Genomic DNA, 24,662 nt, shown 5'->3' on the forward strand with positions numbered 1-24,662 from the left:
TTGCGATTGTCGTATGCCAGGCGATTTAATCGATTAACAATATTGGAGCGGGTCCGCCTCTCGCCGGGTTCGGCTATGTACTGTTGGTCGAAATTATAGGTGGGGCTCACCGCCCCGCCTGTGGATGGGGTCCGACAGGCGTTGATTGCCCGATGGCCGGTGGTGCTGGCGCCAAATCGCCCGGCTGAATCGGTCAGCCGGGCGTGCGGGTATTTTCGGTTACTCGATCCCGGCCGCGGAGCGGATGGTGGCGAGATTGATGGCGGGGACATAGCCAGGCCGGGGACTGGCACGGCGGGTAAATTTCTTGATGATGCCCTCCAGATTGGGACGCTTCTCCGCTGGTCCCTCACCGTTGCCGATGCCTCCGCCGAACTCGACGAACAGATTGATGCCGTCATCCAGTGCGCTCTGCATGCAACCGACCCAGTTGACCGGGTGAAACAGCTGGAAGAAGAGTCGGGACTTGATGGTCTCGGCATCGGCCTCATGGAAACCGCCGGTGTAGTTGGAGAGCACTTTTAGCCTGGCCTCGGAAAAGGTTGCCTCGGTCAGCGCCTCGCGGAAGCGCCGCGCCGCCTCCACCATGTAGTAGGTATGGAAGGCGCCCTCGGTCTTGAGCCGTACCGCCTTCTTGTTCGGCAACAGCTCGGCCATCTCCGCCGCCAGGGCATCCAGATCGGCTCCGGCGCCACCGACCACGGTCTGGTCCGGCAGGTTGAGCCCGGCAATGCCGCAGAAATGCTTGTCGGCCAGGGGGCGCGCGGTCTCCAGGTCCACCGTCAGGGCCGCCATCTCGCCCTCGCCGAAATCGCCCATCAGCTCGCCACGTTTGGCGACCAGGCGCAGCGCATCCTCGAAGCTCAGGGCCTCGGCCGCCACCAGGGCGCTGTATTCGCCCAGGCTGTGGCCGGCCGCCGCCACCGGTTGGAGCGGGGTGTCCGCCAGTTCCCGGTAGACCGTCAGGCAGGCGATGTGGTGGGTCAGCAGCACCGGCTGGGTGTAGCGGGTCAGGTTGATCCGGTCATCCGGGTTCTCACGCGAAAGACTGGTCATGTCGTAACCCAGTACCTCGCTGGCCTGTTCATAAACCTGGCGGGCGGAGGCGAACTCGGCGCAGAGATCGCTGCCGATGCCGGTGTATTGTGAGCCCTGGCCGGGGAAAATAAATAGGGCGCGCTGTTCGGTATCAGACATGGTGCTTCTCTTTTGGATAAAAATGCGAGCGGGAAGGATAGACATTTCTGTAAATCAGGACAAGCATTGCCCTTGTTCCCGATGGGGGTTCGGGTAGGATAGAGATCATGCTACGGCGCAGCAGGCGCCCGGCGTTTTTAATCAGATCCGACAGGCAAGATCCATGAGTCCCAGATCGTACAGCCCACTCCGTTCCGTACTTTATGCCCCGGGCGCGAACAGCCGGGCGCTGGATAAGGCCCGCTCCCTGCCGGTAGACGGCCTGATCCTGGACCTGGAGGACGCGGTTGCTCCGGCCGCCAAGGCCGCAGCGCGGGACGCGGTGGTCGCCGCGCTGTCCGAGGGTGGATTCGGTTATCGCCGGCGGATCGTGCGCGTCAACGGTCTGGATACCCCCTGGGGCGAGGCGGATATCGCGGCCATGGCCCGGACCGGTGCCGACGCCATTCTGCTGCCCAAGGTGGAGAGTCCCCAGGCGGTGCAGACGGCCGTGGCGGCGCTGGATGCCGCCGGCGGGCCGGCCGATCTGCCGATTTGGATCATGGCCGAGACGCCGCGCGGTATTCTGCAGATCGATTCCATTGCCGCGGCTCATCCGCGCCTGCAAGTGATTGTGATGGGTACATCGGACCTGGCCAAGGAGCTGCGGGTCCGGCATACCCCCGGTCGTGAGGGCCTGCTCGCGTCGCTCGGTCTCTGTGTACTGGCGGCCCGTGCCCGGGGCCTGGAGATCCTGGACGGGGTCTATCTGGACCTGCGGGATGAGCCCGGTTTTGCTGCGGCCTGTGAACAGGGCCGGGACATGGGCTTTGATGGCAAGACACTGATTCACCCCCGACAGATTGAACCGGCTAACCGGATATTTGGCATCAGCGCGGAGGCGTTGCAGCAGGCGCAGCAGATCATCGCCGCCTGGCGCGAGGCACAGCAGGCCGGGAGTGGTGTCTGCGTAGTGGACGGGCGCCTGGTGGAGAATCTGCATGTGGAAGAGGCGGAGCGGCTGGTGACGATGCATGAGGTGATCCGTGGACGCAACTGATGTGGAGCGGTTCAGGCGGCAGTTGCTGGCCCGTCAGGCCGAGTTGTTGGCGGTGGCCGATACCGCCGCAACGGCGGCGGATACCGTAGAGCTGGATCAGACCCGGGTCGGCCGCCTGTCGCGCATGGATGCGTTACAGCAGCAGGCCATGTCCCAGGAGAACCAGCGCCGTCGCGCGCTCGAGCTGAAGCGCATTGTCCAGGCGTTGAGCCGCATCAAGGATCATGAGTATGGTTATTGTGTAGAGTGCGCAGACGAGATCGCAGAGAACCGCCTGGAGATCGATCCAGCCACGCCACTCTGTATCCGTTGTGCCAGTGAGCGGGAAAAGGTGCGTGACTGAGCGTATCGGCCCCGTCAATCAGAGGAGCGCTGTTTGATGAATTGCAATGTGATGGTGTTGCCAAGCAAGGAGCCGGAGCAGATCCGTTTGGTGAGGATTCCCGAGGATATGGAGTCGCATGAGGCGTTTCGTCACGCCACCGGTGTGATCGCCGCCGCCGAGGAGGCCAATCCCGATTTTACCTGGGATGATATCGAGGACGCGCTGGATGCCCACGGCTTCCGCACCCTGGAGTTCGTACTGGGGCCGGCGCTGGACTGATCCAAACTCAACGGCTCCGGTGATACGGCGCCCGCAGGGCGCCCTACAGATCGGGCCATGCCCGCCGCCGCCTGTCGATTCAGGGTTGCCGCGCCCGTCGCTCCAACTTCTGCTGGATCAGGCTGATATGCAGTCGCAGGTCATACAGCTCTTCGGCATAGGAGAGCGGTATCTCGATATGTGAGACATCGTACTCAATCTGATCCAGCGCGGATCTGGCCTGTGCAAGGTCCGCGTCCGGTTTGAACAGCTGGTGATCGATGGCCAGCACCTCCCGGTACCAGCGATAGATGCGCGAACGCATGCGCCAGCGGTAGATGGGCGGCATGATCTTGAACAGCGGGATCATCAGGGCCAGAAACGGCAGCAGCATCACCTTCAGACGATCCACCAGGGTGGCGGCCCAGAACGGCAGATAGCGTTGCAGTAGCGGTGGGCCGTATTTGTAGAAGCGCTCGGCCGCGCTGCTCAGGGGGTAGACCAGATACTCCGGGGCCGGAAACTGTCCGCTCTCCTCGAACCACCCTCCTCTCTCGTGCACCCCCTGGGCAGCCTGCAGCAGCAGGTCCATCAGCGCCGGATGCAGATCGTCCCGGACCACCAGGTTGGCGCTGGCGGCCAGCAGGGTGGTCGGCCGGTCCGGCAGATTGCGCTTCAGGTTGATCACCCCCTCCGGCAGGGTCACGGAAGAGAGAAAACGGTGCGTCCGGGTATAGGCTTCGGCGCGTTCAAAACTCATCAGCTGGATATGTTCCGCATCGAGCAGGGCACGCACCACCGGCGACATGGGAGAGGCGACAAAGAAGGCGCTGTCGATCTTCCCCTCCAGCAGGGCGTCGGCGGCACTGCGTCCGCTGGATTCGAGTAGCGGGCTGTTGCTCGGGTTGATATCGTTTTGCGCCAGCAGTCGGAGTGCCAGCGAGCGGGTGCCACTCCCCTCCGCGCCGATGGCGGTGCGTTTGCCCTGCAGGTCGGTGAGGTGGGAGACTGATAACTCTTTGCGGTAAAACACCCAGATCGGCTCGAAATAGAGGCTGCCGAGGGAGAGCAGGCTGGCCTCGCCGGGCGTGTCACCGGTGGTGCCGCCCTGTATCAGCGCCGCGTCCACCTCGCCGCGCGTGAGTCGCCCGATATTGTCGATGGATCCGGCGCTGGTCAGCACCTCCAGGTGGATTTTCTCTTCCAGCAGTCGCTGCTGGTACTGCTGTCCAAACAGGTAATAAGCTCCATCCGGCTGCCCGCTGGCCAGGCGAATATGATCGGGAGGTGCCGGCTTGACGAACTGGTAGGCGAGGATGAAACCCAGCAGCACCAGCAGCACGGCCGGGCCGAAGATATTCAAACGATCCTTGCTCTGACGGGGTTTGCGTTGCTTGCTCAAGACGCTATCCTGATATTAATCCAGGTCTGTTATTCCACTTGGTGCCCACTATAACCCAGATTCCCGAGGTCGCCATGCAGATAACCAATAAACACTTCGTCAATGGCCATCCGCTGTTGCCGCCCTTCCCTGCAGGGCTGGAGCGGGCGCTGTTCGGCATGGGCTGTTTCTGGGGCGCGGAGCGGCGTTTCTGGGAAGCATCGGGAGTTTACAGCACGGCCGTGGGCTATGCGGCCGGGAGCACGACAGATCCGACCTATAAGCAGGTCTGTAGCGGTAACACGGGACATGCCGAGGTGGTCCAGGTGCTGTTTGATCCCGCTGTCATCAGCTATGCCGAGCTGTTGCAGCTGTTTTGGGAGAGCCATAACCCGACTCAGGGCATGCGTCAGGGCAATGATATCGGCACCCAGTACCGCTCCGGGATCTATGTCACCAGTGACGCACAGCGGGAACAGGCGGAAGCGTCCCGCGATGCCTATCAGCAGGCGCTTACCGAACGCGGTTTCGGGCCGATCACCACGGAGATCCTGGAGGCCCCGGAGTTCTATTATGCCGAGGATTATCATCAGCAATATCTGGCCAAAAACCCCGCGGGCTATTGTGGCCTGGGAGGCACCGGTGTGGGCTGCCCGACGGGGGTCGGCTAGCGGTATGCTGCCCTGCTGGTGATTACTCCGGCTTCAACTCGATGGTGCCGTTGATCTGCACCTCGAGTCGTTGGCTGCCTGCCTCCAGGGTGGGTGCTGATTCCGCTCGCAGTGCCATGGCCCGCACCGGATAGGGGCCTGGCGCGGCACCGCTACTGCTGATATTCATCTGTACCAGTCGATACTCGCTGTGCCCCATCTCTTTGCTGATCAAAGCCGCCCGGGCCCTGAACAGCTGGATGGCCTGGCTGATCAGCCGCTCTTCGACTTGCTGGCGCTGTTCGGGTGACACGGCATAGCTGATACTGCCGATACTGAGCCCTTCCTGCAGTTTGCCCATCAGTTGGCTGATCAGCGCCACATCCTGGCTCTCCAGACGTATCGTCTGACGTACGCGCCAGCCGGACAGCGTGTTGTTGCGATACACCGGGCTGGTCTGATAATCCAGGGTCTGCACCTTGACACCGGGCTCTTTTTTGGCGGTTTCCACCGCCTGTCTGATGGCCTGGTTTACCCGGGTGCCGAGTTCGGCCGGGTCGTTGCCCTCATGTTGTGCAAACAGGGTGGCGCTGAGGGTGTCATTGTCGATCTCTTCACCGGCGGACACCGCCAGATTGATGCGGTCGTAGGTCGGCGCTGTTTCCTCGCCAATGACCAGGCTGGTGACCAGTATCAGCAGTAGCGGTAGGTATCGAAATCTCATTTTTGCTCCTTGCCCGGATGATAGCTATGGCTATTGTGGTGTGTCGGACGTATCGATAGGCACACCGTCGATAAACAGCTGTTCCGTATCGATGGCGTCGAACCGGTAATGCTTGTTGCAGAAGTCGCAGTCGACCTCGATGGCCCCCTGTTCCTCCAGAATGGATAGGAGTTCCGCCTTGCCCATGGCGCGCAGGGAATCGGCAATGCGCTCCCGCGAGCAGCTGCAGCGGAATGCCACCGGCTCGGGCTCAAACAGCCGCACCTGTTCCTCATGGAACAGCCGGTGCAGCAGGGTCTGAACGGGAAGGTTGAGCAGTTCGTCCCGGGTGATGGTCTCCGCCAGCATGCCGATGCGCTGCCACTCCGCCTGCCGGTCCAGCTCCGATGGGAGCTGCTGCAGGAACAGGCCGGCCGCCCGCTCGCCATCAGCCACCAGCCAGAAGCGCGTGGCGAGTTGTTCGGAGTTGTTGAAATAGCCCTCCAGGGCCTCGGCCAGATTCTCCCCTTCCAGCCCGACGATGCCCTGATAACGTTCGCCGCCCCGGTTGACTACGGTCAGCATCATCTGTCCGGTGCCGTATAGCTTGGCCAGATTGCCTTCCGGCAATTCCCCCTCCCAGCGGGCCAGCCCCCTGACAGTGCGCTGCCGGGTGGCCTGCACCACCAGGGTACGCAGTGGGCCGTTGCCCTGGGATTGCAGGATCAGCGAGCCGTCATATTTGATGGTGGCGGAGAGCAGGATCACCGCGGCCATGGCCTGGCCGAGCTGCTCCGCGACCGCGGCCGGATAGGCGTAGCGCTCCAGCACCGCCTTCCAGCTGGCATCCATCTGGACGATTTCACCCCGGATATCGAGGGATTCAAAGACAAACCGGTAGAGTTGATCCTGGGTATTCATGCTGTTGATATTACGTGATCCGATAGAGGAATGATTGCTCAGAAGATATCAAAGCGTTCGAACTGGGTACTGAACTGCCCTCGCCCCTGGGTCATGCTGCGCAGCTCGGTGGTGTAGCCGAGCAGGCTGGCCAGGGCCGCCTCACAGTGAATGGTGGCCTGCTCGACCGTGCGGTCGGTGTCCTGGATCAGGGCGTGGCGGGATTGCAGGTCCCCCAGTACCGCGCCCAGGTTCTCTTCCGGCACCACGATCTCTGCTTTCATGATCGGCTGCAGCAGCGCCGGCCCGGCCCCCTCCAGGGCCTTGCGCAGGGCGCGGGCGACGGCGGAGGTGAGGGCTTCCGGCGTGGAGTGGGCGCCGAACAGTTCGACCTGGGCAATGTTCACCTGCAGATCCTGCAGTGGTGCCCCTTCCAGCGGGCCGCCGCCGAGGGCAAAGCGGATGCCCTGGTCCAGCGCTTCCTGCTGCAGGTTGGTGAGTTGGCTACCCTCGGGCAGGATGGTCGGCTGGCAGTTTTTCACCATGCCGGCACCGCGTGGCAGCGGGCTGACAGAGACCGTCACCTGGGCCTTCAGCGGCTCCTTGCGGGATGGATCGGCCGGGGGTTGGAACAGGTGCGTCAGTTCACTTCGCCGGGTAATGGTCTCGCGCAGTGCCACGGCCGGCTTGCCGGTCCTGACCTGCAGATTGTATTCCCGCTGCAGCCGCTCGATGATGATCTGCAGGTGCAACTCGCCCATGCCCCGGAGCAGTTTCTGGCCGGTCTCCGGGTCTTCACCGAATTGCAGTGTCGGGTCCTCCTCCTGCAGTTTGCCCATCACTTCCAGGAACTTTTCCTCCTGGCCGGACGAAGCCGGCTCCACCGCCAGGCTGAGCACCGGTTCCCGGGTATCAATGCGCTCCAGCAGCAGCGGATGGTCCGGGTGGCAGAGGGTGTCGCCGGTGGCGGCATGACGCAGCCCGGCCAACAGCACGATATCGCCGGCGTGGGCGATGTCGAGGCGGGTTTTTTTCGCCGCGTCCACGTCAAAGATACGCGCCACATGCTCCTGCACCACGCTGCCGTCGGCCCGGCTGAAACGGACCTGATCGCCTGGCTTCAGGCGGCCCCGGTAGATCCGGGCGAACACATGGCGCCGCCCCTCCCACATCTGTACCTTGAAGGCCAGCGCGATCAGCGGCTGGTCATCTTCCATTTTGATCGGCGTGGTGGAGCCGTCCGGCAACCAGGCGATGGCGGGCGGGCGTTCCAGTGGCGAGGGGAGCAGTTCGACCACGCCGTCAATGAGTGGTTGAACCCCCAGGTTCCGCAACGCCGAGCCACCGAAGCAGGGGCAAACCTCACCCTTCAGGGTGGCGTTGCGCAGCGCCGCCCAGATCCGTTCCGGTGCGGGCTCCTCACCGGCCAGCACCTGGTCGGCAAACCCCTCATCGGTTTCGGCGATACCCAGCAGCAGGTTTTCCCGGTGGGATGCGGCAGACTCCCAGAGAGCCGGGTCGCAGGTGGTTATCTCCAGTTGGTCGCCATGTTCACCGGAAAAGCGGATCAGGGTGCGCTCGATCAGGTGAATCACCGCGGCCTGTTCAGGTAGCGGCAGGGTGACCGGCAGCGGTCGGGCGCCGAGGCGTTTGCCGACGGTGGCCAGGGCGTGGTCAAAATCGGCCCCGGGGCGGTCGACCTTGTTGATGAAGAAGAGACAGGGGAGATTGAATTTTGAGCGTTGCCGCCAGACCGTTTCGGTTTGCGGTTCAACCCCCCGGACACCATCCAGCACGATCACGCAGCCGTCCAGCACCCGCATGCTGCGCTCCACCTCGATGGTGAAGTCCACGTGTCCGGGGGTGTCGATAATCTGGATCAGGTGATCCCGCCAGGTGGCCTTGGTCAGTGCCGAGGTGATGGTGATGCCATGGCTCTGCTCTTCGGCCATGTAGTCCATGTGGGCGGCCCCGTCATGCACTTCGCCGATTTTGTAGAGTGCCCCGGTATAGAACAGAATGCGTTCGGTCAGGGTGGTCTTGCCGGCATCGATATGGGCGGCAATGCCGATATTGCGAACTTTATCGATTGAATGGCTAATATTCATTTGGTTGACTGCAGCGAGAGTGATTACCCGGGCAAGACTAAACGACTGAGCGGCAATGTGGAATATCCGGGGGTGCAATCGGCCGCTTTTTTTCTCCCGCAAAATTGGTGGTGGATAATTCCATACTTCAAAGATAGAGATGCAGTATGATGTCGGGGTGTCGTTTTCGACCGGATGCGGCATTGGTTAATCAGGACGTGAAGCAGTTTGGGAGCAACAGCTTATGATGCAGCGTGGATGTGCGATTCTATTCTTGGCCATGGCGGCGCTACTGGCACCTGTCAGCGGGTCTCTGGCCGAGCAACAGAAGGGAGAGGAGGAGGCGGCTGAGGCGGCGGCCGGAGAGGTTTTCAATGACTGGGGGCGTCGTTGCGAAACCCTGAAAACCGGAGAAGAGTTCTGCCTCGTGTTTCAGCGCCTGCGGCTGAAAGAGAACAACCAGACGGTACTGCATGTGAGCTTCGGATATCCGCCCTTTGCCAAGGGACCGGTCATGGTGTTGACCACGCCACTGGGCGTCTCCCTGGTCGCGGGTGTCGAGCTGAAGGTGGACAATGTGGGTGAGCCGATCAAGGTGCCTTACAATCTCTGTGTCGCGGATGGTTGCCGCGCCAGCCTGCCGGTGGACGACACACTGCTGGAGGCGATGAAGCGTGGCGACAAACTCAAGGTGGCCATCGCCAATGCCCAGAACAAGCTGATGGGCATCGAGGTATCACTGAATGGCTTTGCCGGGGCCAGCGAATCGCTGCAGAAGTAGTGGCGTCGTTGGGCCGGTTTGAGCGGCCCGACGGCCGGGTGATTTTACTGGCCAAATAGCGCGGCCAGCGTCTTACCCGGTTCGGCGGTACGCATGAACGCCTCGCCGACCAGGAAGGCGTTGACGCCATGCCCGCGCATACGCGCCACATCGGCGGGCGTGTGGATGCCGCTCTCGGTTACCACGATGCTCTCGGGGGGGATCTGTGTCAGCAGCTCCAGGGTGGTGTCGAGGGAGACCTCAAAGGTGCGCAGATTGCGGTTGTTGATTCCGATCAGCCGATTGTTGAGCTTCAGTGCCCGCTGCAATTCTGCCGCGTCATGTACCTCCACCAGTACATCCATGCCCAGCCGTTGGGCCAGGTCGTTCAGTTCCACCAGCGTTGCATCGTCCAGGCAGCTGACAATCAGCAGGATACAGTCGGCGCCGATCAGTCTGGCCTCATACACCTGGTAAGGGTCAATAATGAAGTCCTTGCGGATTACCGGCAGGCTGCAGGCCGCGCGGGCCTGTTGCAGATAGGCATCGCTGCCCTGGAAAAAATCCATATCGGTCAACACGGAAAGACAGGCCGCCCCGCCCTGCTGGTAGCTGACGGCAATCTCGGCCGGATGGAAGTCGGCCCGGATCACTCCCTTGCTGGGAGAGGCCTTTTTGATTTCGGCGATTACGCCGGCTCCACCCTGGTCGATTTTATCGGCGATGGCCTGAACAAAGCCGCGGGTCGGGTTGTCGATACCGGCCAACTGCTCAATCAGGTGATCGAGCGGCAGCGCCGCCCGGCGCTGGGCGATCTCTTCCCGTTTGCGCTGGACGATCTTTTTCAGGATGTCGGGTGTATTGCTCATGGGCAATCTTCTCTGGTAAATACAGTCTGGGGGCGTAGTTTACACGTTCTCGATTTTGAATTAACCCCGGTTAGAACCGGGGTGCTTACCCGAAGTGAGGTAGAAATGGGCCGTTATCGCCCCCCCCAGCCGAAGCAGTCCCCCTATATCACCCGGGCGGGCTATCTGCGCCTGGAGGCGGAATCAAAAAGCCTCTGGGTACGCCGCCGAGACGTGACCAAGGCACTGGCGGCGGCGGCGGCCGAAGGCGATCGTTCGGAAAACGCCGAGTATATCTACCGTAAGAAGGAGCTGCGCGAACTGGACCGGCGTATCCGCTATCTGCAGAAGCGCCTGCCCGAGCTGAAGGTGGTGGATACGGTGCCAAGCAATCCCGAGCAGATCTTTTTCGGCGCCCTGGTGGAACTGGAAGGCGAGGACGACAATCCCGTGACCTATCGGATTGTCGGTCCGGACGAGTTTGATCCGGAGCGTGGCTGGATCAGCATGGATGCACCACTGGCCAGGGCGCTGCTGAAGCGGTCGGTGGATGATGAGGTGCGGGTGCAAACCCCGTCCGGGGAGCGCCGCTACTGGGTGCTGTCCGTCACTTACCCGGTTGACTGAGTCGGTTGGGGTTTGCGGGCCCACACCACGAACTACTTACTCTCCCGCCGTAATTCGGTCACCGAACGCCCGCCGATGCCCCAGTTGTCGGTAGGTACCTCCTCGATCACCACGACCGTGGTGGCCGGGTTCTTGTTCAGGGTCTCCTGAAGCAGCCGGGTGACGCCTTCAATCAGGGTGGCCTTCTGTTCCGCGGTGGCCCCTTCGTTGGTAATCTTGATGTTCACGTAAGGCATGGGTTGCTCCTCCGGTAGGGTGTCTGGTTCGTGCGCCCGGTATGGTGCCACATACCCGGTCGCGTCGGCTAACGATGTGCGCCTGGCGAGATTCAGCCGGGCTGGGGACACTCCTGCTGCAGTTGGACCCGACGCTCCCGGGTGCCGATGGCCAGCAGGGTGCCGGCGGCACTCAGACCGGCGGCCAGCCAGAGGGCAAGCTGCGGATTACTGTTCTGGGCCATCAACTGTCCGGCGACAATCGGCCCGCTGATCTGGCCAACCCCATAGGAGGTGACNAGCAGACCCATTAATCGCGCCGGGTTGTGCCGGGCCAGGTGCCCCGCCTGGCTCAACACCATGGCGACGATGCCCATGAAGGTGAAGCCGAAGCAGAGTCCCCCGGCCAGAGTGGTGATGCCGCTCCCCAGCAGGGGCAACAGCAGGCCGAGGGTCTGGATCAGATAGGCCGCCAGCAGGCTTGGTAGGTTGCCGAGGCGCGCCGCCCAGCGCACCCAGAGGTAGCAGGAGGGGGCGGCGGCCAGGCCCAGCAGTAGCCAGGCCGACTGGTCGAGCCCGGCCAGTTCCGGGTTGGCCTGGATGACGGCAATGATGAAAGTAGTGCCGACGGCGAAACTGGCCCCGGCGAAGAAGTAACTGCCGGTCAGGTAGAGAAAGGGGCGCCCCAGTTCATGCCAGGCCACGGATTGGCTGGCCTGCGGTTGTCCCGTCTCTCCGCCACCCCTGACCCAGAGCCAGGCGGGCAGGATGAACAACACGCCCAGCAGGGCGCTGGTCCACCAGGTCAGCCGCCAGTCCAGCGGGCTGTCGGCACCACCCAGCGCCAGGGCGGTGAGCACGATACCGACCCCCACCCCGCCAAAGTGGACCCCGATCAGCTGCCGCACCCCCTGTCGGGTCAGGTGTTCCAGCACCAGACTGGTGCCCAGCACCATGCCGGCGGCGCTGCTGAGCCCGGAGAGGTAGCGCAGCAGGGACCAGACCGGCATGGATTCGGTTAAAGGCAGCAGGGCGTTGCAGAGCACCGCCAGGATCAGCCCGGCACGGAACAGCCGCTCCTTCACCCGGAGATTCCCCAGGCTGCTGGCCAGCAGCGCGCCGCTGAGATAGCCGGCGAAATTCATCGCCGCCAGCAGGCCGGCCGCCGCGTCACCCAGACCCAGGGCATCCTGCATGCGCGGCAAGGCCGGGGTATAGGTGAAACGGGCGATTCCCATGGTGAGAATCAGGCTGCTGATCCCGCCCGCGAGGATCTGCAGGTTGTGTCGCTGGCTGTTCAAGTGATGCTCCCGGTGGCTGTTGTCTGCAGCAGAGCATGCGGCGGCTTGCCTATCATTACAAACGATTTATAATGATCAAATCGTTCTGTATTAGTGATGCTTGGAGGTGTCGGGTGGAAGTGAGCAGCCTGCGTATCTTTCTCAGCGTGGCGGAGACCGGCGGTATCTCTGCGGCTGCCGGGAAATTGCATTATGTCCAGTCCAATGTGACGGCCAGGATCAAGAAGCTGGAGGAGGAACTGGGTGCGGCGCTGTTCGTGCGCCAGAGCCGCGGTATGTCCCTGACCGCGGCCGGCCGGGTGCTGAAGGATTATGCGGAGCGGATTCTGCGTCTGGAACTGCAGGCCTCGGATGCGGTGCGTGGCACCATCAAGGATGGTGGCTCGGTCCGGCTCGGCTCCATGGAGACCACCATGGCGATCCGGCTGCCGGCAATCCTCAAGACGCTGCACAATGACCTGCCGGCGGCGCAGATCAGTGTCAGTACCGGGCGCACCGAGGGACTGATCCGGGATGTGCTGGAGCACCGGCTGGACTGTGCCTATGTGGGCGGGCCGGTGGAGCATCCGGACCTGGAGAGCGAGATCGCCTTTGAGGAGGAACTGGTGCTGGTCACTGCCCGCCAGGCGGTGACACCGAATGTCCTGCTGGTGTTCCGTACCGGCTGCGTCTATCGCGCGCGCGCGGAACAGTGGCTGCGGGAGGAGGGGCGGCTGCCCTATTCGATCATGGAGTACGGCACCCTGGAGGGGATCCTGGGCTGTGTCGATGCGGGATTGGGCTGTACCCTGATGCCGCGTGCCGTGGTGGAGCGTTCCGCCTTCAAGATCGATGTGGTGATCAGCCCGATCCCGGCCCATATCGCCCGCATCCAGACTCTGCTGGTCCGCCGCAAGGATACCCCGCTCAGTGGCGCCATGCAGAAGCTGATCGAACTGACAGCAAGCTACCGGTGAGCCATCGGCACTTGCCAGATAGTATCAGGTGAGACTATTCTGTCCGGCCGATCCGACTGAAGAATTTACCTGTGATTCATGTGGTTACCGGCCGCTCTGCGGCCTGGGTGTGACCGCACGATGGCAGCAACCGAGCTAATCCCCGATGATCAACAATGAATGGCTGAAGCGCGACGATTACCGCTATTTCTACACCATCCCTACCCGCTGGAATGACAATGACCAGTTCGGACACCTGAACAATGTCATCTATTATCGCCTGTATGAGGCGGTGATTATTCAGTATGTAACGGAAGCTGGAATTGACTGGATGCAGGACAGGGTTATCCCCTTTACGGCGGAAAGTCAGTGCCGTTTTCTCCGTGCGGTCAGTTTTCCCGATGTGCTCGATGTGGGGCTGCGCGTGACCAAGGTGGGACGCTCCAGCGTGAATTATGCACTGGCCCTGTTTCGTCAGGGTGAGGACGAGGCGGCGGCCATCGGCCATTGGGTCTATGTCTACGTCGACCGGGAAACTCAGCGGCCGCAGCCGATACCTGAGGCTATCCGCCAGGCAATGCAGCGGGATTTCTGACAACTCAGCGTATTCGCCGGCTGGCGCGCACCGGCACGGGGGTGAATGAAGATGACGCCCAAACGGATTTTCGCGCCAGGTCAGCGGTGAACCCGGCAGACCCTAGGGTGAGATTCCCTGCGCTCCATCGATATAAATGGTGGTTCCGGTCAGGTAGCTGTTGTTCTCGACAAATATAGAGCCAACAAACCTGGCGATATCCCCGGGCTCCCCGGGATAACCTCTCGGAATTCTCCCTTTCAGGTGTTCTTGCATCGCCTGCTGGTCAAGGTGATCAGCGGTCATTTCCGTTCTCACGTAGCCGGGGGCCACATCCAGTACGCGGATGTTCTTTTTTGCCCATTCGACTGCCAGTGCACGGGAAATGGCCGCAACGGCCGCTTTTGATGCGCAGTAAGCGGCGTATCGCTTTCCGCCAATCCGGTCCCAGAAGGAACCGATGTTGACGATAATCCCGCCTCCATTGGCAGCCAAAAAGGGGTAGGCGGACTGGCAAACAGAAAATGTGCCGATCACGTTGGTGCGAAGAGTCTCTTCAAAATCCTTTAATGGATATGTATCGGAGGGGCCACCGCTGGCAATGCCTGCGTTATTGATAACACCAAACAGGCCACTACCCAGATTGTTGGCTTGCTGCAGCGCGCGCTGCACAGATTCTTCGCCGCGGATGTCGCACTGTACACCTACCAGACGGGATGACACGTCCCCGGAAATTCCCTCCGGGCACGCTGTTGCCAGACCATTCCTGTTCAGACAGGCAACCATAAAGCCGCGCCGGGCCAGTTCGATCGCGGTGGCGGCCCCGATCCCCCGGCTGGCACCGGTAACGCCTATTGCTTTTGGCAGAGCTTGGTTTTTCATCATTAGCCTCAGTATCTGGTTGCCCTGAACGGTGATCAAGCATCGCCGTTCAGGGCGGCGTAGGATGGCATGCATCCGGCCGGGATTTTCGGTGCCCCGGGAATGCGAGTGCTTAGTTAAACGATTATTGAATGACTATTCACTCATAAAAAATAAATGTCAAGCCACGTCGCTTCTCCGTGTATTTGAATAGATTCTAAGTTATTAATAATAAAAGGTGTTTTTCGTCGCCTGCGGAGCGAAATTCCGTGCCGTCCAGGGATAATGCGGGCTGATTCCTGCGCATATTTTATGCTTGACCTTTTTGATTGAATGAATGATCATTCAGTTAACATTATTAAATGATCGTTCATTCATAATGAATGTGCAACCCGAAACCGCTCAATACCCAAAGGAAATTATTATGCATATAGACGGAAAAACCGCTGTAGTAACCGGCGCTGCCTCTGGAATTGGTTTTGCCACTGCACAGGCCCTCGCTAAAGCCGGCGCCCATGTATTTCTGGGAGACATCAATGAGGATGACGGGCTGACGGCCGCAGAGAAAATTCGTGCCGACGGGGGTAGCGCTGAATTTCTGCGTATGGATGTAACCGACCCCGATTCCATCGAGTCGTTCAAGCAAGCCGCATACAAAAGTAAAGGCCATGTGGACATTGTTGTAAATGTTGCCGGATGGGGAAAAATCGAACCGTTCGTGAAAAACACGCCCGATTTCTGGCGCAAGGTGGTAGACCTTAATTTTATGGCACCGATTATGGTGACCCGCGCGTTTCTGGATCAGATGATCGAGCGCAATGAGGGAAAAATCGTGGTGATCGCCAGTGATGCGGGCCGTGTCGGCAGCATGGGGGAAACCGTGTACTCCGGGGCCAAGGGCGGGGCGATTGCTTTTGTTAAGTCGCTGGCGCGGGAAGTTGCACGCCACAATATCAATGTGAATGCCGTTTGTCCCGGTCCCACCGACACGCCCCTGTTACGTGCGGTACCGGAAAAGCATCAGGAGGCGTTTGTCCGCGCTACGCCGATGCGCCGCCTGGGTAAGCCTTCGGAACTGGCTGATGCCGTGCTGTTTTTCTCCAGTGACCGCGCCTCATTCGTTACCGGACAGGTATTGAGTGTCAGTGGCGGACTGACCATGGCCGACTGAACTGTCGTGTAATCAACTCAATTGTCGATGCAAGAATAGCTTGTTAATCCGAGGAACACATTATGTACAAAGTAAAAGCCGCAAACTGGAAACCGGATCACTTTGGTTGGGAAGTGAAGGATGGTGTTGCCACCGTGACCATGGATATACCCGAACGGAAAAACCCGTTTACCTTTGAAAGTTATGCGGAGCTTCGCGATACCTTCCATAAGCTGCAGTATGCCGAGGACGTGCGGGCCGTGGTGATCACTGGTGCCGGTGGCAATTTCTGCTCCGGGGGCGATGTGCACGATATCATCGGACCGCTGACCCGCATGGGCATGGATGACCTGCTGCGCTTCACCCGCATGACCGGCGATCTGGTCAAGGAGATGCGCCAGTGCCCGCAACCCATTATCGCCGCGATCGATGGCATCTGTGTGGGTGCCGGCGCCATTCTGGCGATGGCCAGTGATTTCCGTTATGCAACACCACGGGTCAAAACCGCTTTCCTGTTTGTAAAGGTAGGACTGGCAGGTTGCGACATGGGGGCGTGCGCCATCCTGCCGCGCATTATTGGTCATGGCCGCGCCTCGGAGCTGCTTTATACCGGGCGGGTCATGAGCACCGAAGAGGGTGCCAACTGGGGATTCTTTAACGAAGTGGTGTCGCAGGAAGAGCTGATGGAGAAGGCTTACAGTATGGCCCGGGTGATCACCGAAGGACCCTACTTCGCCCACACGGTCACCAAGAAATGCCTGCACCAGGAGTGGAGCCAGAGCATCGAGCAGGCACTGGAGACCGAGGCTGAGGCCCAGGCCATCTGCATGGCAACCAAGGACTTTGAGCGTGCCTACAACGCCTTTGTCAACAAGCAGACGCCCCAGTTCGAGGGCAACTGAGATCCACCTGCCGTACAGGGAAACCTTGTGCGGCAGGGTCGAACAGGAGAAGTCTTCCATGGTTGAAAAGGTACATTATCGTGCTTCGGGCTTTGCGCAGTGGCCGTTTTTTGAAGATCGGCACCGCAACCTGGTTGCGGAACTGGACTCCTTTGCCAGGGAACAGCTGGTCGCAGTTGCCGAGGACGCTGGAGAGGATGACGACGCGCAGGATATCGCCTGCCGGGTGATCGTCCGCCGGTTGGGTGAAGCCGGGTTTCTGAACTGTAGCGCGGTGGTTGATGCCCAAGGCCAGTTTGATGTGCGCAGCCTATGCCTGAGCCGCGATACACTGGCCTGTCATGCGCCGCTGGCCGACTTCGCCTTTGCCATGCAGGGGTTGGGTACCGGGCCCATATCTATCGCCGGTAGCGCACAGCAGCGCGCCGACTATCTACCGCCGGTGATGCGGGGAGAGCGCCTGGCCGCCTTTGCACTGTCCGAGCCGGATGCCGGCAGCGATGTTTCGGCGATTTCCACCACCGCCCGTCGCGAGGGTGCCGATTTTGTTCTTGATGGTATTAAAACCTGGATATCGAACGGCGGCATTGCCGATCACTATGTAGTCTTTGCCCGCACGGGCGAGGCCCCCGGAGCCAGAGGTCTTTCCGCCTTTATTGTCGACGCCGATAATCCCGGGTTTAGCGTGGTAGAGCGGATCCGTGTGATCGCTCCCCATCCACTCGCCACCATCAAGCTGGAAAACTGCCGGGTGCCGGCTTCGGCCATGGTGGGCAATCCGGGCGAAGGCTTTAAGGTGGCGATGGGCACACTGGATGTATTTCGTACCACCGTAGGGGCTGCCGCACTCGGCTTTGCCCGGCGGGGATTGAGCGAGGCTCTGGCCCGGGTTCAGGAGCGTTCCGTATTTGGCAAGCTGCTGTCCGAGTTTCAGCTCACCCAGGCGAAGATTGCCGAGATGGCGACAGAGATCGATGCGGCCTCCCTATTGGTATATCGCTCGGCATGGAGCAAAGACACCTTTGGCGGGCGCAATACCGCTCCCTCCTCGATGGCCAAGATGTACGCCACCGAGAAAGCACAAGAGGTGATAGACAAGGCGGTACAACTGTTTGGCGGTTTGGGTGTGGTGCACGGCGTGCCTGTCGAATCACTCTACCGGGACATCAGGGCATTGCGCATTTATGAAGGTACAACCGAGGTCCAGAAGCTGGTCATCGCGAATGCCGTACTTTCGGGATAAGTCGAATGCGGCCGCCGCCAGGCCGCAATTGTAGCGATCCTGTACCTGCCGAAACGAAATGTCGTTGAGAGGGTTAGTATGATTTCACTAGAGATAGACGGTACCGTCGCCACCGCCACGCTGTCCCGTGCGCCGGTAAATGCGATCAGCGACGAATGGATCGAGCGACTTGAGTGGGTTCTGAATGAAACCAGTGCAAATCCGGACCTGTCTGCCTTGCGCATCCGTAGCGCCGAGAAGGTATTCTGTGCCGGCGCTGATCTGGCAGTGATGCGCAGTCGTTTTACCAGTGAGGCAGGTCGGCTGCAAATGGTGGAGTTGGCTGCAAAAATGCAGCGCGTATTCGCCCAGCTTGAGGCGATGCCTATGGTGACAGTGGCACAAATCGAAGGTGCAGCGCTGGGCGGAGGCTTTGAACTGGCGCTTGCCTGCGATCTCAGGGTGGTCGCTGATACGGCCAGGATTGGCCTGCCGGAGGCGGGCCTTGGTCTGTTGCCGGGAGCGGGTGGTACCCAGCGCCTGACTCGATTGTGCGGTGATGCGGTTGCGCGTCGTATGATTCTTTCGGCCGAAGTGCTAAATGGTGTTCAGGCGGAAAAGCTGGGCGTGGTGCATTGGGTGGCAGACAAGGCGCAATTGCCCGGTCTGGTTGATGAGTTGCTGGTTAGAATAGGCAGAATTCCCCGGGACGCCATCACGGAATGCAAGCGCTGCATCCAGGCGGCGCTGGACCCCGACCAGGACGGTTACGCGATCGAACTTGAAGGCACGCAACGTCTGTATGAAAACCCGATTTCCCAGGAGATCGTCCGCCGGTTTTTAGATAAGGCGGGTTAATCTGATCCGGCAGCGGCAGCCCGCTCTTGCCGCCAGCAACCCAGCGCAGCAGAAAGTTTTGCCCTTCTTGTGGTGGTCGTTCCGGGGATGATCGTTGCCGGCTCGACGCGGGATAAATTTGCGAAAATAACGGTGCTGAACATGAACGAAGTTATTCTCAAAAAGCACACGACCGAAGTGGCCATCATCCAAATTAACCGTCCTGAGTGCAAGAACGCTCTCAATATGGCGGTACGTGAACGGTTGGCTGCCTGCTTTTCCTTGTTGAGTGATGATGATCAGGTGCGCGCCATTGTTGTCACGGGTAATCAGGAGGCGTTTGCCGCCGGCGCCGATCTCGTCGACCTGGCGCAACGCAGTGCCCTCGATATGATGCTGCGCAAGACGCACCTGATGTGGCAGGCGATAGCCGACTGTCCCAAGCCGGTGATTGCCGCCGTTGCCGGCTACGCCTTCGGCGGCGGCTGTGAACTGGCCATGCATGCCGACATCATCATTGCCGGTGAGAACGCCCGTTTTTCCCAGCCTGAAATCAAGGTGGGAATTATGCCCGGGGCGGGCGGAACCCAGCGATTGCTTCGAGCGGTCGGTAAATACAACGCAATGCGGCTGCTCCTGACGGGTGATGCAATCTCCGCCGGTGAAGCGCGGGAGATGGGGCTGGTATCGATGGTCGTGCCTGATGAGCAGGTGCTGGACAGCGCGTTGGCCATGGCCCGGCGTATCGCCAGTATGCCTCCGCTTGCCGTTGCACAGATTAAAGAGGTGGTATTGGCGGGCCAGGATGCGTCGCTGGATCAGGCGCTCGCGCTGGAGCGCAAGGCGTTCCAGCTACTATTTGCCACCAACGATCAAAAAGAGGGTATGCAGGCCTTTATCGAGAAGCGTATGCCGGCTTACCAGGGGAATTAATAAATGTCGCAACAACAGCCAAATTGCACCAAGGCTTGGGTGCCTGGGGAGACCCTGGGGGTCGTGGGCGCCGGAGTCATGGGCCGTGGTATTGTGCAGGTGGCCGCGCAGGCGGGTATTGATGTGGTCCTGTACGACGCCAACAGCGAGGCGGTGAGTGTCGCCATAGAGGAAATTGCCCACATATTTGACCGCCTGCAAAACAAGAAAAAGCTCACGCCGGAACAGGTGGTACAGGCACTTTCACGTATTTCATGCGCAAGTGATCTCGACGCGTTCAGCTCTTGTGCAGTTGTCATTGAGGCTATTGTCGAACGCCTCGATGCCAAGCAGGGACTGCTGGGTTCGCTGGAGCGGGTGGTCGCGGACGACTGCATCCTGGCCACCAACACCTCTTCCCTGTCGGTAACTTCAATTGCCGCCGGTTGCACGCGCCCGGAGCGGGTTGGCGGCTTCCACTGTTTCAATCCGGTTCCGTTGATGAAACTGGTCGAGGTAATTGAAGGCGTGCAAACCGAGCCCCGGGTGACCGATAAACTGACAGCGTTGGCGCAACAGGTGGGACATACGGCGGTACGGGCGCAGGACACCCCGGGATTCGTGGTCAATCACGCGGGACGTGGAATGATCACCGAGTCCCTGCGGCTTCATAGTGAGGGCGTTGCCGATTTCCGTGCAGTCGACGATATTTTGCGCGATGGGGTGGGTTTTCGTTTGGGGCCGTTTGAATTGATGGATCTTACCGGCCTGGATGTCTCACAACCGGTAATGGAGTCCATCTATCAGCAGTATTATCAGGAGCCGCGCTACCGTCCCACACCGCTGGCGCTTCAGCGGTTGCAGGCCGGCCTCCTCGGACGCAAGAGCGGCAAGGGTTTTTACACCTACGAACAGAATCAGAAGTTGCTTGCGCCACGGGATGAACCCCTGCCGGTGCCCTTGCCGACCATCTGGGTCAGCCCGGGGAATGAGCAGACTTTCAAGCAGCTGAGCGGCTTAGTGGAAAAGCTGGGTGGAACGGTCGATCGGGGGGCAAAACCGGCGGAAGATTCCCTCTGCCTGTTGGCTCCATTGGGGCAGGATGCGACCACAGCGGCACTGGAGTTGGGGGTTGATCCCGCTCGTGCTATCGCAATAGACGTGATACCGGATCTCGACAGGCTTCGCACGCTGATGGCGACACCGGCTACCGGGGAAGCGATCAAGCGGGCGGCATATTGCCTGTTTTCAAGTGATAAGGTACCGGTGGTTATGATCCGCGAAAGCGCCGGCTTCGTCGCACAACGGGTATTGGCGACCATTATCAATATCGGATGTGATATGGCGCAGCAACGCATAGCATCACCGGCCGATATTGACCGGGCGGTAACCCTGGGGTTGGGCTATCCGCATGGCCCACTTGCCTGGGGCGATATCCTGGGCGCGAATAAGGTGGTTAAAATCCTGACCAACATGCATCAGGCGTCGCAGGATCCCCGATATCGGGTCAGCCCCTGGTTGTCCCGGCGGGCGCGACTCGGATTATCGTTATTGTCAGACGAACATATTTTTTCAGAAGGCTGGACGGGAGCGACGGTGTGATGGAATTGTGGCGCAAGCGGCGCCCTTCTCTTTAATGAGGATGCACGAGTATGCACCCGGATACAGAAACGCAGGCCCTTTTAGACTGGGTGGCCGCGGCCAACCTGCCACCACTGACTGCATACACGCCGGCTGAAGCGCGCCGCCAGTTCAGGCTGCGATCGGAAAAAGCCGATATTCCACCGCCTGCTGTTAATGTCTGCAAAGAAATCCGGATTCCGGGTCCTGGAGGCGAGGTGCCCCTGCGATTATATGGGCCGCCGGCCGGAGGCGATGTGCTGCTGCCGGTCCTGGTCTTTTTTCACGGTGGTGGTTTTGTGCTGGGAGACCTGGATAGTCATGACACGCTCTGCCGCACGCTTTGCCTCGGTGCACAATGTCTGGTGGTCTCAGTGGATTATCGCCTGGCCCCCGAGCATCGCTATCCCGCCGCGGTTGAAGATGCAATGGCAGCCGTATCCTGGGTCATGAGTGAGATTGAACGCCATGGGGGGGATCGCGAACGGGTCGCCGTCGCCGGCGATAGTGCGGGCGGCACGCTGGCCGCGGTAGTGGCGCAGCAGTGTAATACATTTCGCCTGATATGCCAGGTATTGATCTACCCTTGCCTGGATCAGGGAGGCGAAGAGCTTGCGAAACGCTATCCATCCCGAGAGCGGTACCGGGAGGTATTTCCTGTTACGTCCGATACCATGAGGTGGTTTTCACACCACTATTTCGGACATGAGAATATGCTTCTCGACCCCCTTGCCTCCCCTATCCAAAAACGCGACCTCAGTGGCTTGCCTCCCGCCCTGATCCTGACGGCAGGACTTGATCCCCTGGTTGATGAGGGAAGGTGTTATGCCGAACGATTGCAACAGGCCGGCATTCCGGTTCAGTACCGCTGTTTCGAGGGCACTATTCACGGATTTCTAAGTATGGGTGGGGTAATCTCGGCAGCGCATGTGGCGCTGCGGGAGATATCGGCGGTGCTGCTCAGGGCATTTGATACCGTTCGGGATTCGGAAGCGCCATCCGCGCAAACCTGATTTCGCCGAGGGATGGCTGCGGAGCCATCCTCCTCGACGTTCAGCGGATGAGGAGGCTCCGGCTGTTTTCACTTTACTCCAGCAGACGAAAACGCTGAATTTTTCCAGTGGGGGTGCGGGGTAGTTCGTCGAAGAAAACAATATCACGCGGATATTTATAGGGTGCAATATTCTCCTTGACGAAATCCTGAATCGAGGCGGCGGTTTGTGTACCTTCCAGTGCCGGATTTTTCAGCACGACACAGGCGCGTACAAGTTTGCCTCGTTCACTATCCGGCACACCTACCACCGCGCACTCGGCTACCAGCGGATGCTCCAGAATGCAGCGTTCCACTTCCAGGGGAGAAATGTTGTAGCCAGATGAAACAATAATGTCGTCGGCGCGGTCGAGGTACCAAAAATAACCATCTTCATCCTGCATGAACAGATCGCTGGGCACGTTCCAGCCATCCCGAACAAATCCGCGCTGGCGGTCTTCATCATCAAGATATCGACAACCGGTGGGTCCTTTTATCGCGATTAGTCCGCTGGTTCCGCGGGGTACTTCATTACCCAGTTGATCGATGATCCTCACCGTAAAACCGGGCACTGCACGTCCAGCGGTACCGGGGCGATTGACAGCCACATCATCGGACAGAAAGTGCGACATGAACTCGGTTGCCCCGACGCCGTTGATAATCCTGACGCCGGTCTTTTCCAGCCACTTTTCCCAAAGAGGCAGTTGCAGATGCTCCCCGGCTGAACTGCACTGCTTCAGGCTGCTGGTGTCGTAGTTGTCGATAATATTCAGCATGGCGTTAAAGGAGGTAGGTACCGCAAGCAAATTGGTTACCCGATGTTGCTCAATGGCCTGCAATATCAATTCCGGTTTGGGTGGGGTCAAAACTGCGCAGGCACGGTAACGCAGAGGGTAGAGAATGAAGGCCGCCAGTCCGTAGGTGAAGGCGAAGGTTGGCGATCCGCAAATTATATCATCGGCTTGAATACGATAAGTCAGTGGCACGCTGTCGCTGACAGCCAGAATATCCCGGTGAAACTGCGCGGCCGCCTTGGGTTGTCCAGTTGAGCCGGATGTAAATACGATCAATGCAACATCGTCGGCGGCCGTCTTGACGTTTTCAAAGGACGGCTGCTTTTCCGCTGTGCGGCGGTCCAGGTCGGCTTTTTCATCATTGTTCTGGCCGAGGGGGGAGAAGTAGCTCACCCGCTCAAGGCAGGGCGACAGGTCTTTGGCCTTTTCCATCTCGGAATCCAGGGAATACTCGCACAAAGCCAGGCGGATTTTGACCCGCTCGACTATGTAGGAAAGCTCCTTGGCGCGCAGCAGCGGCATGGTGGAGACGCAGATTCCGCCCGCCTTGAGTATCCCAAGCCAACAGGCTATGACCATGGGATTATTGGCCGAACGGAGTAACACCCTATTGCCCGGTTCCAGGCCATAATCTTCCACCAGGACGCGGGCAATACGCTCGGCCTGCTCCTTGAGCATGCTATAGGTCCAGGTCTCGCCCTGATGGATATAGGCAGGCTTGTCCCCGGCTCCTTCCCTGATGGCATTGTCAAGTAGAACTTCAACAGCATTAATCTGATCGGGGTAATGGCTGAGATGGTCGGCAGAATAGTCGAATTCAGGCCAATACTTCCTGGCAGGCAAAAGTGTACGTGCGAATGTGTCTGTATGCGCCGACGGGATACCACCGGGTAGATTCATAAATCCTCCATTCCTTTAGCCTGCTTAGGTGATTTGGGCTAGTCAAGCCATAGGGCCAGCGTGAGTTTTCCGTCACGCCCTGCCATCAGGGGGATAGATGGCGATGACGTACATGGGAGTTTTCCAGCTATGCCAGTCTGTATTCGATCAGATACTGAATGATTACTCATTCATATCACCGATGTCAATAACTGAATGAACGATCATTCAGTTATTGATGCAGAATAATCAGTATCACATATGCTGTTTAGGTTACTGACGCATCAGGCAGTGATGTTGGCCTGACTCACAGATAATGGTTAGGTGCGGTGTGAAGGATACTAGGCGGGTTTCAGGTGGCGGGTGCCGATGGGATCGCTTCCGCGCAGTGGCAATCGGTATGAGTCCCAATCCGGCAGTGAAATAACATGGGTTATAGATTTACCTGATTACCCCCTAGACTCAGTCACGATCAGATACGGATCACCACCTAGGCAGCCGTTGTAGGGTGGATGCGCCTGCCGGCTTATCCACCCTACGGATTGGCTGCATAGACAACTCATGCAGAACTCCGCGAGTCCGCCGGTGAGGCATTTGCAATAACCTATCATTGGCTACCATGCTTTTTTCCACATACGGCTGAGTCACATGGATA

Annotated in this window: 25 protein-coding genes; 15 read left to right on the forward strand and 10 right to left on the reverse strand. The window is 59.7% G+C overall.

Going from position 1 to position 24,662, the window contains the following annotated elements; translation table 11 throughout:
- Positions 1-219 precede the first annotated feature (219 nt).
- Complete coding sequence (locus A3GO_RS22455) at positions 220-1,197, reverse strand: ACP S-malonyltransferase (protein WP_051301811.1); 978 nt, start codon at positions 1,195-1,197, stop codon at positions 220-222.
- Positions 1,198-1,360: 163 nt separating this feature from the next.
- Here A3GO_RS22455 and A3GO_RS0104030 point away from each other — a divergent pair, with 163 nt between their 5' ends.
- Genes A3GO_RS0104030 through A3GO_RS0104040 form a run of 3 tightly spaced genes read left to right on the forward strand, consistent with a single transcriptional unit; the run spans position 1,361 to position 2,840 of the window.
- Positions 1,361-2,236, forward strand: coding sequence for an HpcH/HpaI aldolase/citrate lyase family protein (locus A3GO_RS0104030; RefSeq protein ID WP_029132309.1), 876 nt, complete (start codon positions 1,361-1,363; stop codon positions 2,234-2,236).
- Positions 2,223-2,579, forward strand: coding sequence for a TraR/DksA family transcriptional regulator (locus tag A3GO_RS0104035; protein ID WP_051301812.1), 357 nt, complete (start codon positions 2,223-2,225; stop codon positions 2,577-2,579). Before A3GO_RS0104030 ends, A3GO_RS0104035 begins: the two co-directional genes overlap by 14 nt.
- A 36-nt stretch (positions 2,580-2,615) precedes the next feature.
- On the forward strand, positions 2,616-2,840 hold the full coding sequence (locus tag A3GO_RS0104040; RefSeq protein ID WP_029132311.1) for a hypothetical protein: 225 nt from the start codon (positions 2,616-2,618) through the stop codon (positions 2,838-2,840).
- A 79-nt stretch (positions 2,841-2,919) separates the two neighbouring features.
- On the opposite strand, the gene A3GO_RS0104045 is transcribed toward A3GO_RS0104040, so the two are convergent.
- Positions 2,920-4,221 carry a TAXI family TRAP transporter solute-binding subunit gene (locus A3GO_RS0104045; RefSeq protein ID WP_029132312.1) on the reverse strand — a complete coding sequence of 434 codons (1,302 nt, stop codon included), beginning with the start codon at positions 4,219-4,221 and terminating at the stop codon, positions 2,920-2,922.
- Positions 4,222-4,295: 74 nt separating this feature from the next.
- On the opposite strand from A3GO_RS0104045, the gene msrA reads away from it, so the two are divergent.
- Entirely contained in the window at positions 4,296-4,871 is a 576-nt protein-coding gene (gene msrA / locus A3GO_RS0104050; protein WP_084609757.1) for a peptide-methionine (S)-S-oxide reductase MsrA, read from the forward strand.
- A 22-nt stretch (positions 4,872-4,893) separates the two neighbouring features.
- Here the strand turns inward: msrA and A3GO_RS0104055 are convergent, their stop codons facing one another.
- From A3GO_RS0104055 to A3GO_RS0104065, 3 genes are read right to left on the reverse strand one after another with little or no spacing between them, the layout of a single operon-like run.
- Positions 4,894-5,574 carry an SIMPL domain-containing protein gene (locus tag A3GO_RS0104055; protein WP_029132314.1) on the reverse strand — a complete coding sequence of 227 codons (681 nt, stop codon included), beginning with the start codon at positions 5,572-5,574 and terminating at the stop codon, positions 4,894-4,896.
- A gap of 30 nt (positions 5,575-5,604) precedes the next feature.
- Positions 5,605-6,474 carry an Hsp33 family molecular chaperone HslO gene (gene hslO / locus A3GO_RS0104060; RefSeq protein ID WP_029132315.1) on the reverse strand — a complete coding sequence of 290 codons (870 nt, stop codon included), beginning with the start codon at positions 6,472-6,474 and terminating at the stop codon, positions 5,605-5,607.
- A gap of 38 nt (positions 6,475-6,512) precedes the next feature.
- The gene (locus tag A3GO_RS0104065; protein WP_029132316.1) at positions 6,513-8,561 is read right to left on the reverse strand and encodes an elongation factor G; all 2,049 of its coding nucleotides are present in this window, start codon (positions 8,559-8,561) and stop codon (positions 6,513-6,515) included.
- 223 nt (positions 8,562-8,784) lie between these two features.
- Between A3GO_RS0104065 and A3GO_RS25170 the strand changes: the two genes are divergently transcribed.
- Positions 8,785-9,321, forward strand: a complete 537-nt coding sequence (locus A3GO_RS25170; RefSeq protein ID WP_051301814.1) for an invasion associated locus B family protein — start codon at positions 8,785-8,787, stop codon at positions 9,319-9,321.
- Between the two features lie 44 nt (positions 9,322-9,365).
- Here the strand turns inward: A3GO_RS25170 and trpC are convergent, their stop codons facing one another.
- On the reverse strand, positions 9,366-10,169 hold the full coding sequence (trpC, locus tag A3GO_RS0104075; protein WP_029132317.1) for an indole-3-glycerol phosphate synthase TrpC: 804 nt from the start codon (positions 10,167-10,169) through the stop codon (positions 9,366-9,368).
- A gap of 105 nt (positions 10,170-10,274) precedes the next feature.
- On the opposite strand from trpC, the gene greB reads away from it, so the two are divergent.
- A complete protein-coding gene (gene greB / locus A3GO_RS0104080; RefSeq protein ID WP_029132318.1) occupies positions 10,275-10,775 on the forward strand; it encodes a transcription elongation factor GreB in 501 nt (166 codons plus the stop codon).
- A 32-nt stretch (positions 10,776-10,807) separates the two neighbouring features.
- Here the strand turns inward: greB and A3GO_RS0104085 are convergent, their stop codons facing one another.
- Together A3GO_RS0104085 and A3GO_RS0104090 are read right to left on the reverse strand one after the other, a co-directional pair.
- Positions 10,808-11,011: a 2-hydroxymuconate tautomerase family protein gene (locus A3GO_RS0104085; RefSeq protein ID WP_029132319.1), complete on the reverse strand. Its 204-nt coding sequence runs from the start codon at positions 11,009-11,011 to the stop codon at positions 10,808-10,810.
- Positions 11,012-11,103: 92 nt separating this feature from the next.
- Positions 11,104-12,228 carry a YbfB/YjiJ family MFS transporter gene (locus A3GO_RS0104090; RefSeq protein ID WP_470406606.1) on the reverse strand — a complete coding sequence of 375 codons (1,125 nt, stop codon included), beginning with the start codon at positions 12,226-12,228 and terminating at the stop codon, positions 11,104-11,106.
- Between the two features lie 176 nt (positions 12,229-12,404).
- On the opposite strand from A3GO_RS0104090, the gene A3GO_RS0104095 reads away from it, so the two are divergent.
- Together A3GO_RS0104095 and A3GO_RS0104100 are read left to right on the forward strand one after the other, a co-directional pair.
- On the forward strand, positions 12,405-13,247 hold the full coding sequence (locus A3GO_RS0104095; protein WP_029132321.1) for a LysR family transcriptional regulator: 843 nt from the start codon (positions 12,405-12,407) through the stop codon (positions 13,245-13,247).
- A 145-nt stretch (positions 13,248-13,392) separates the two neighbouring features.
- The gene (locus A3GO_RS0104100) at positions 13,393-13,821 is read left to right on the forward strand and encodes an acyl-CoA thioesterase (RefSeq protein WP_029132322.1); all 429 of its coding nucleotides are present in this window, start codon (positions 13,393-13,395) and stop codon (positions 13,819-13,821) included.
- A 102-nt stretch (positions 13,822-13,923) separates the two neighbouring features.
- Here the strand turns inward: A3GO_RS0104100 and A3GO_RS0104105 are convergent, their stop codons facing one another.
- The gene (locus tag A3GO_RS0104105) at positions 13,924-14,682 is read right to left on the reverse strand and encodes an SDR family NAD(P)-dependent oxidoreductase (RefSeq protein ID WP_029132323.1); all 759 of its coding nucleotides are present in this window, start codon (positions 14,680-14,682) and stop codon (positions 13,924-13,926) included.
- A 403-nt stretch (positions 14,683-15,085) separates the two neighbouring features.
- Between A3GO_RS0104105 and A3GO_RS0104110 the strand changes: the two genes are divergently transcribed.
- The 7 genes from A3GO_RS0104110 to A3GO_RS0104140 all read left to right on the forward strand — a co-directional run bounded on the left by A3GO_RS0104110 (position 15,086) and on the right by A3GO_RS0104140 (position 22,317).
- Entirely contained in the window at positions 15,086-15,832 is a 747-nt protein-coding gene (locus A3GO_RS0104110) for an SDR family NAD(P)-dependent oxidoreductase (RefSeq protein WP_029132324.1), read from the forward strand.
- Positions 15,833-15,894: 62 nt separating this feature from the next.
- Complete coding sequence (locus tag A3GO_RS0104115; RefSeq protein ID WP_029132325.1) at positions 15,895-16,713, forward strand: enoyl-CoA hydratase family protein; 819 nt, start codon at positions 15,895-15,897, stop codon at positions 16,711-16,713.
- A 58-nt stretch (positions 16,714-16,771) separates the two neighbouring features.
- On the forward strand, positions 16,772-17,956 hold the full coding sequence (locus A3GO_RS0104120) for an acyl-CoA dehydrogenase family protein (RefSeq protein ID WP_029132326.1): 1,185 nt from the start codon (positions 16,772-16,774) through the stop codon (positions 17,954-17,956).
- Between the two features lie 78 nt (positions 17,957-18,034).
- Positions 18,035-18,793, forward strand: a complete 759-nt coding sequence (locus A3GO_RS0104125) for an enoyl-CoA hydratase/isomerase family protein (protein ID WP_029132327.1) — start codon at positions 18,035-18,037, stop codon at positions 18,791-18,793.
- Between the two features lie 141 nt (positions 18,794-18,934).
- Entirely contained in the window at positions 18,935-19,705 is a 771-nt protein-coding gene (locus tag A3GO_RS0104130) for an enoyl-CoA hydratase-related protein (RefSeq protein WP_029132328.1), read from the forward strand.
- A 3-nt stretch (positions 19,706-19,708) separates the two neighbouring features.
- Positions 19,709-21,286 (forward strand): 3-hydroxyacyl-CoA dehydrogenase, encoded by a 1,578-nt coding sequence (locus tag A3GO_RS22465; RefSeq protein WP_051301816.1) that lies wholly within the window; start codon positions 19,709-19,711, stop codon positions 21,284-21,286.
- Between the two features lie 236 nt (positions 21,287-21,522).
- Entirely contained in the window at positions 21,523-22,317 is a 795-nt protein-coding gene (locus A3GO_RS0104140) for an alpha/beta hydrolase (RefSeq protein WP_245621659.1), read from the forward strand.
- 73 nt (positions 22,318-22,390) lie between these two features.
- Here A3GO_RS0104140 and A3GO_RS0104145 read toward each other — a convergent pair whose 3' ends face one another.
- Entirely contained in the window at positions 22,391-24,028 is a 1,638-nt protein-coding gene (locus A3GO_RS0104145; RefSeq protein ID WP_029132330.1) for an AMP-binding protein, read from the reverse strand.
- Positions 24,029-24,662 lie beyond the last annotated feature (634 nt).

The sequence above is a fragment of the Sedimenticola selenatireducens DSM 17993 genome (assembly GCF_000428045.1).
Lineage (GTDB): Bacteria > Pseudomonadota > Gammaproteobacteria > Chromatiales > Chromatiaceae > Sedimenticola > Sedimenticola selenatireducens.

Coding starts and splice junctions, on each gene's coding strand:
- A3GO_RS0104055 (WP_029132314.1), bottom strand. CDS start 5,574: ATGAGATTTCGATACCTACCGCTACTGCTGATACTGGTCACCAGCCTG.
- A3GO_RS0104085 (WP_029132319.1), bottom strand. CDS start 11,011: ATGCCTTACGTGAACATCAAGATTACCAACGAAGGGGCCACCGCGGAA.
- A3GO_RS0104030 (WP_029132309.1), top strand. CDS start 1,361: ATGAGTCCCAGATCGTACAGCCCACTCCGTTCCGTACTTTATGCCCCG.
- A3GO_RS0104110 (WP_029132324.1), top strand. CDS start 15,086: ATGCATATAGACGGAAAAACCGCTGTAGTAACCGGCGCTGCCTCTGGA.
- hslO (WP_029132315.1), bottom strand. CDS start 6,474: ATGAATACCCAGGATCAACTCTACCGGTTTGTCTTTGAATCCCTCGAT.
- msrA (WP_084609757.1), top strand. CDS start 4,296: ATGCAGATAACCAATAAACACTTCGTCAATGGCCATCCGCTGTTGCCG.
- A3GO_RS0104130 (WP_029132328.1), top strand. CDS start 18,935: ATGAACGAAGTTATTCTCAAAAAGCACACGACCGAAGTGGCCATCATC.
- A3GO_RS0104105 (WP_029132323.1), bottom strand. CDS start 14,682: ATGAAAAACCAAGCTCTGCCAAAAGCAATAGGCGTTACCGGTGCCAGC.
- A3GO_RS0104115 (WP_029132325.1), top strand. CDS start 15,895: ATGTACAAAGTAAAAGCCGCAAACTGGAAACCGGATCACTTTGGTTGG.
- A3GO_RS0104120 (WP_029132326.1), top strand. CDS start 16,772: ATGGTTGAAAAGGTACATTATCGTGCTTCGGGCTTTGCGCAGTGGCCG.
- A3GO_RS25170 (WP_051301814.1), top strand. CDS start 8,785: ATGATGCAGCGTGGATGTGCGATTCTATTCTTGGCCATGGCGGCGCTA.
- A3GO_RS0104040 (WP_029132311.1), top strand. CDS start 2,616: ATGAATTGCAATGTGATGGTGTTGCCAAGCAAGGAGCCGGAGCAGATC.
- A3GO_RS0104065 (WP_029132316.1), bottom strand. CDS start 8,561: ATGAATATTAGCCATTCAATCGATAAAGTTCGCAATATCGGCATTGCC.
- A3GO_RS22465 (WP_051301816.1), top strand. CDS start 19,709: ATGTCGCAACAACAGCCAAATTGCACCAAGGCTTGGGTGCCTGGGGAG.
- A3GO_RS0104145 (WP_029132330.1), bottom strand. CDS start 24,028: ATGAATCTACCCGGTGGTATCCCGTCGGCGCATACAGACACATTCGCA.
- A3GO_RS0104125 (WP_029132327.1), top strand. CDS start 18,035: ATGATTTCACTAGAGATAGACGGTACCGTCGCCACCGCCACGCTGTCC.
- A3GO_RS0104100 (WP_029132322.1), top strand. CDS start 13,393: ATGATCAACAATGAATGGCTGAAGCGCGACGATTACCGCTATTTCTAC.
- A3GO_RS22455 (WP_051301811.1), bottom strand. CDS start 1,197: ATGTCTGATACCGAACAGCGCGCCCTATTTATTTTCCCCGGCCAGGGC.
- trpC (WP_029132317.1), bottom strand. CDS start 10,169: ATGAGCAATACACCCGACATCCTGAAAAAGATCGTCCAGCGCAAACGG.
- greB (WP_029132318.1), top strand. CDS start 10,275: ATGGGCCGTTATCGCCCCCCCCAGCCGAAGCAGTCCCCCTATATCACC.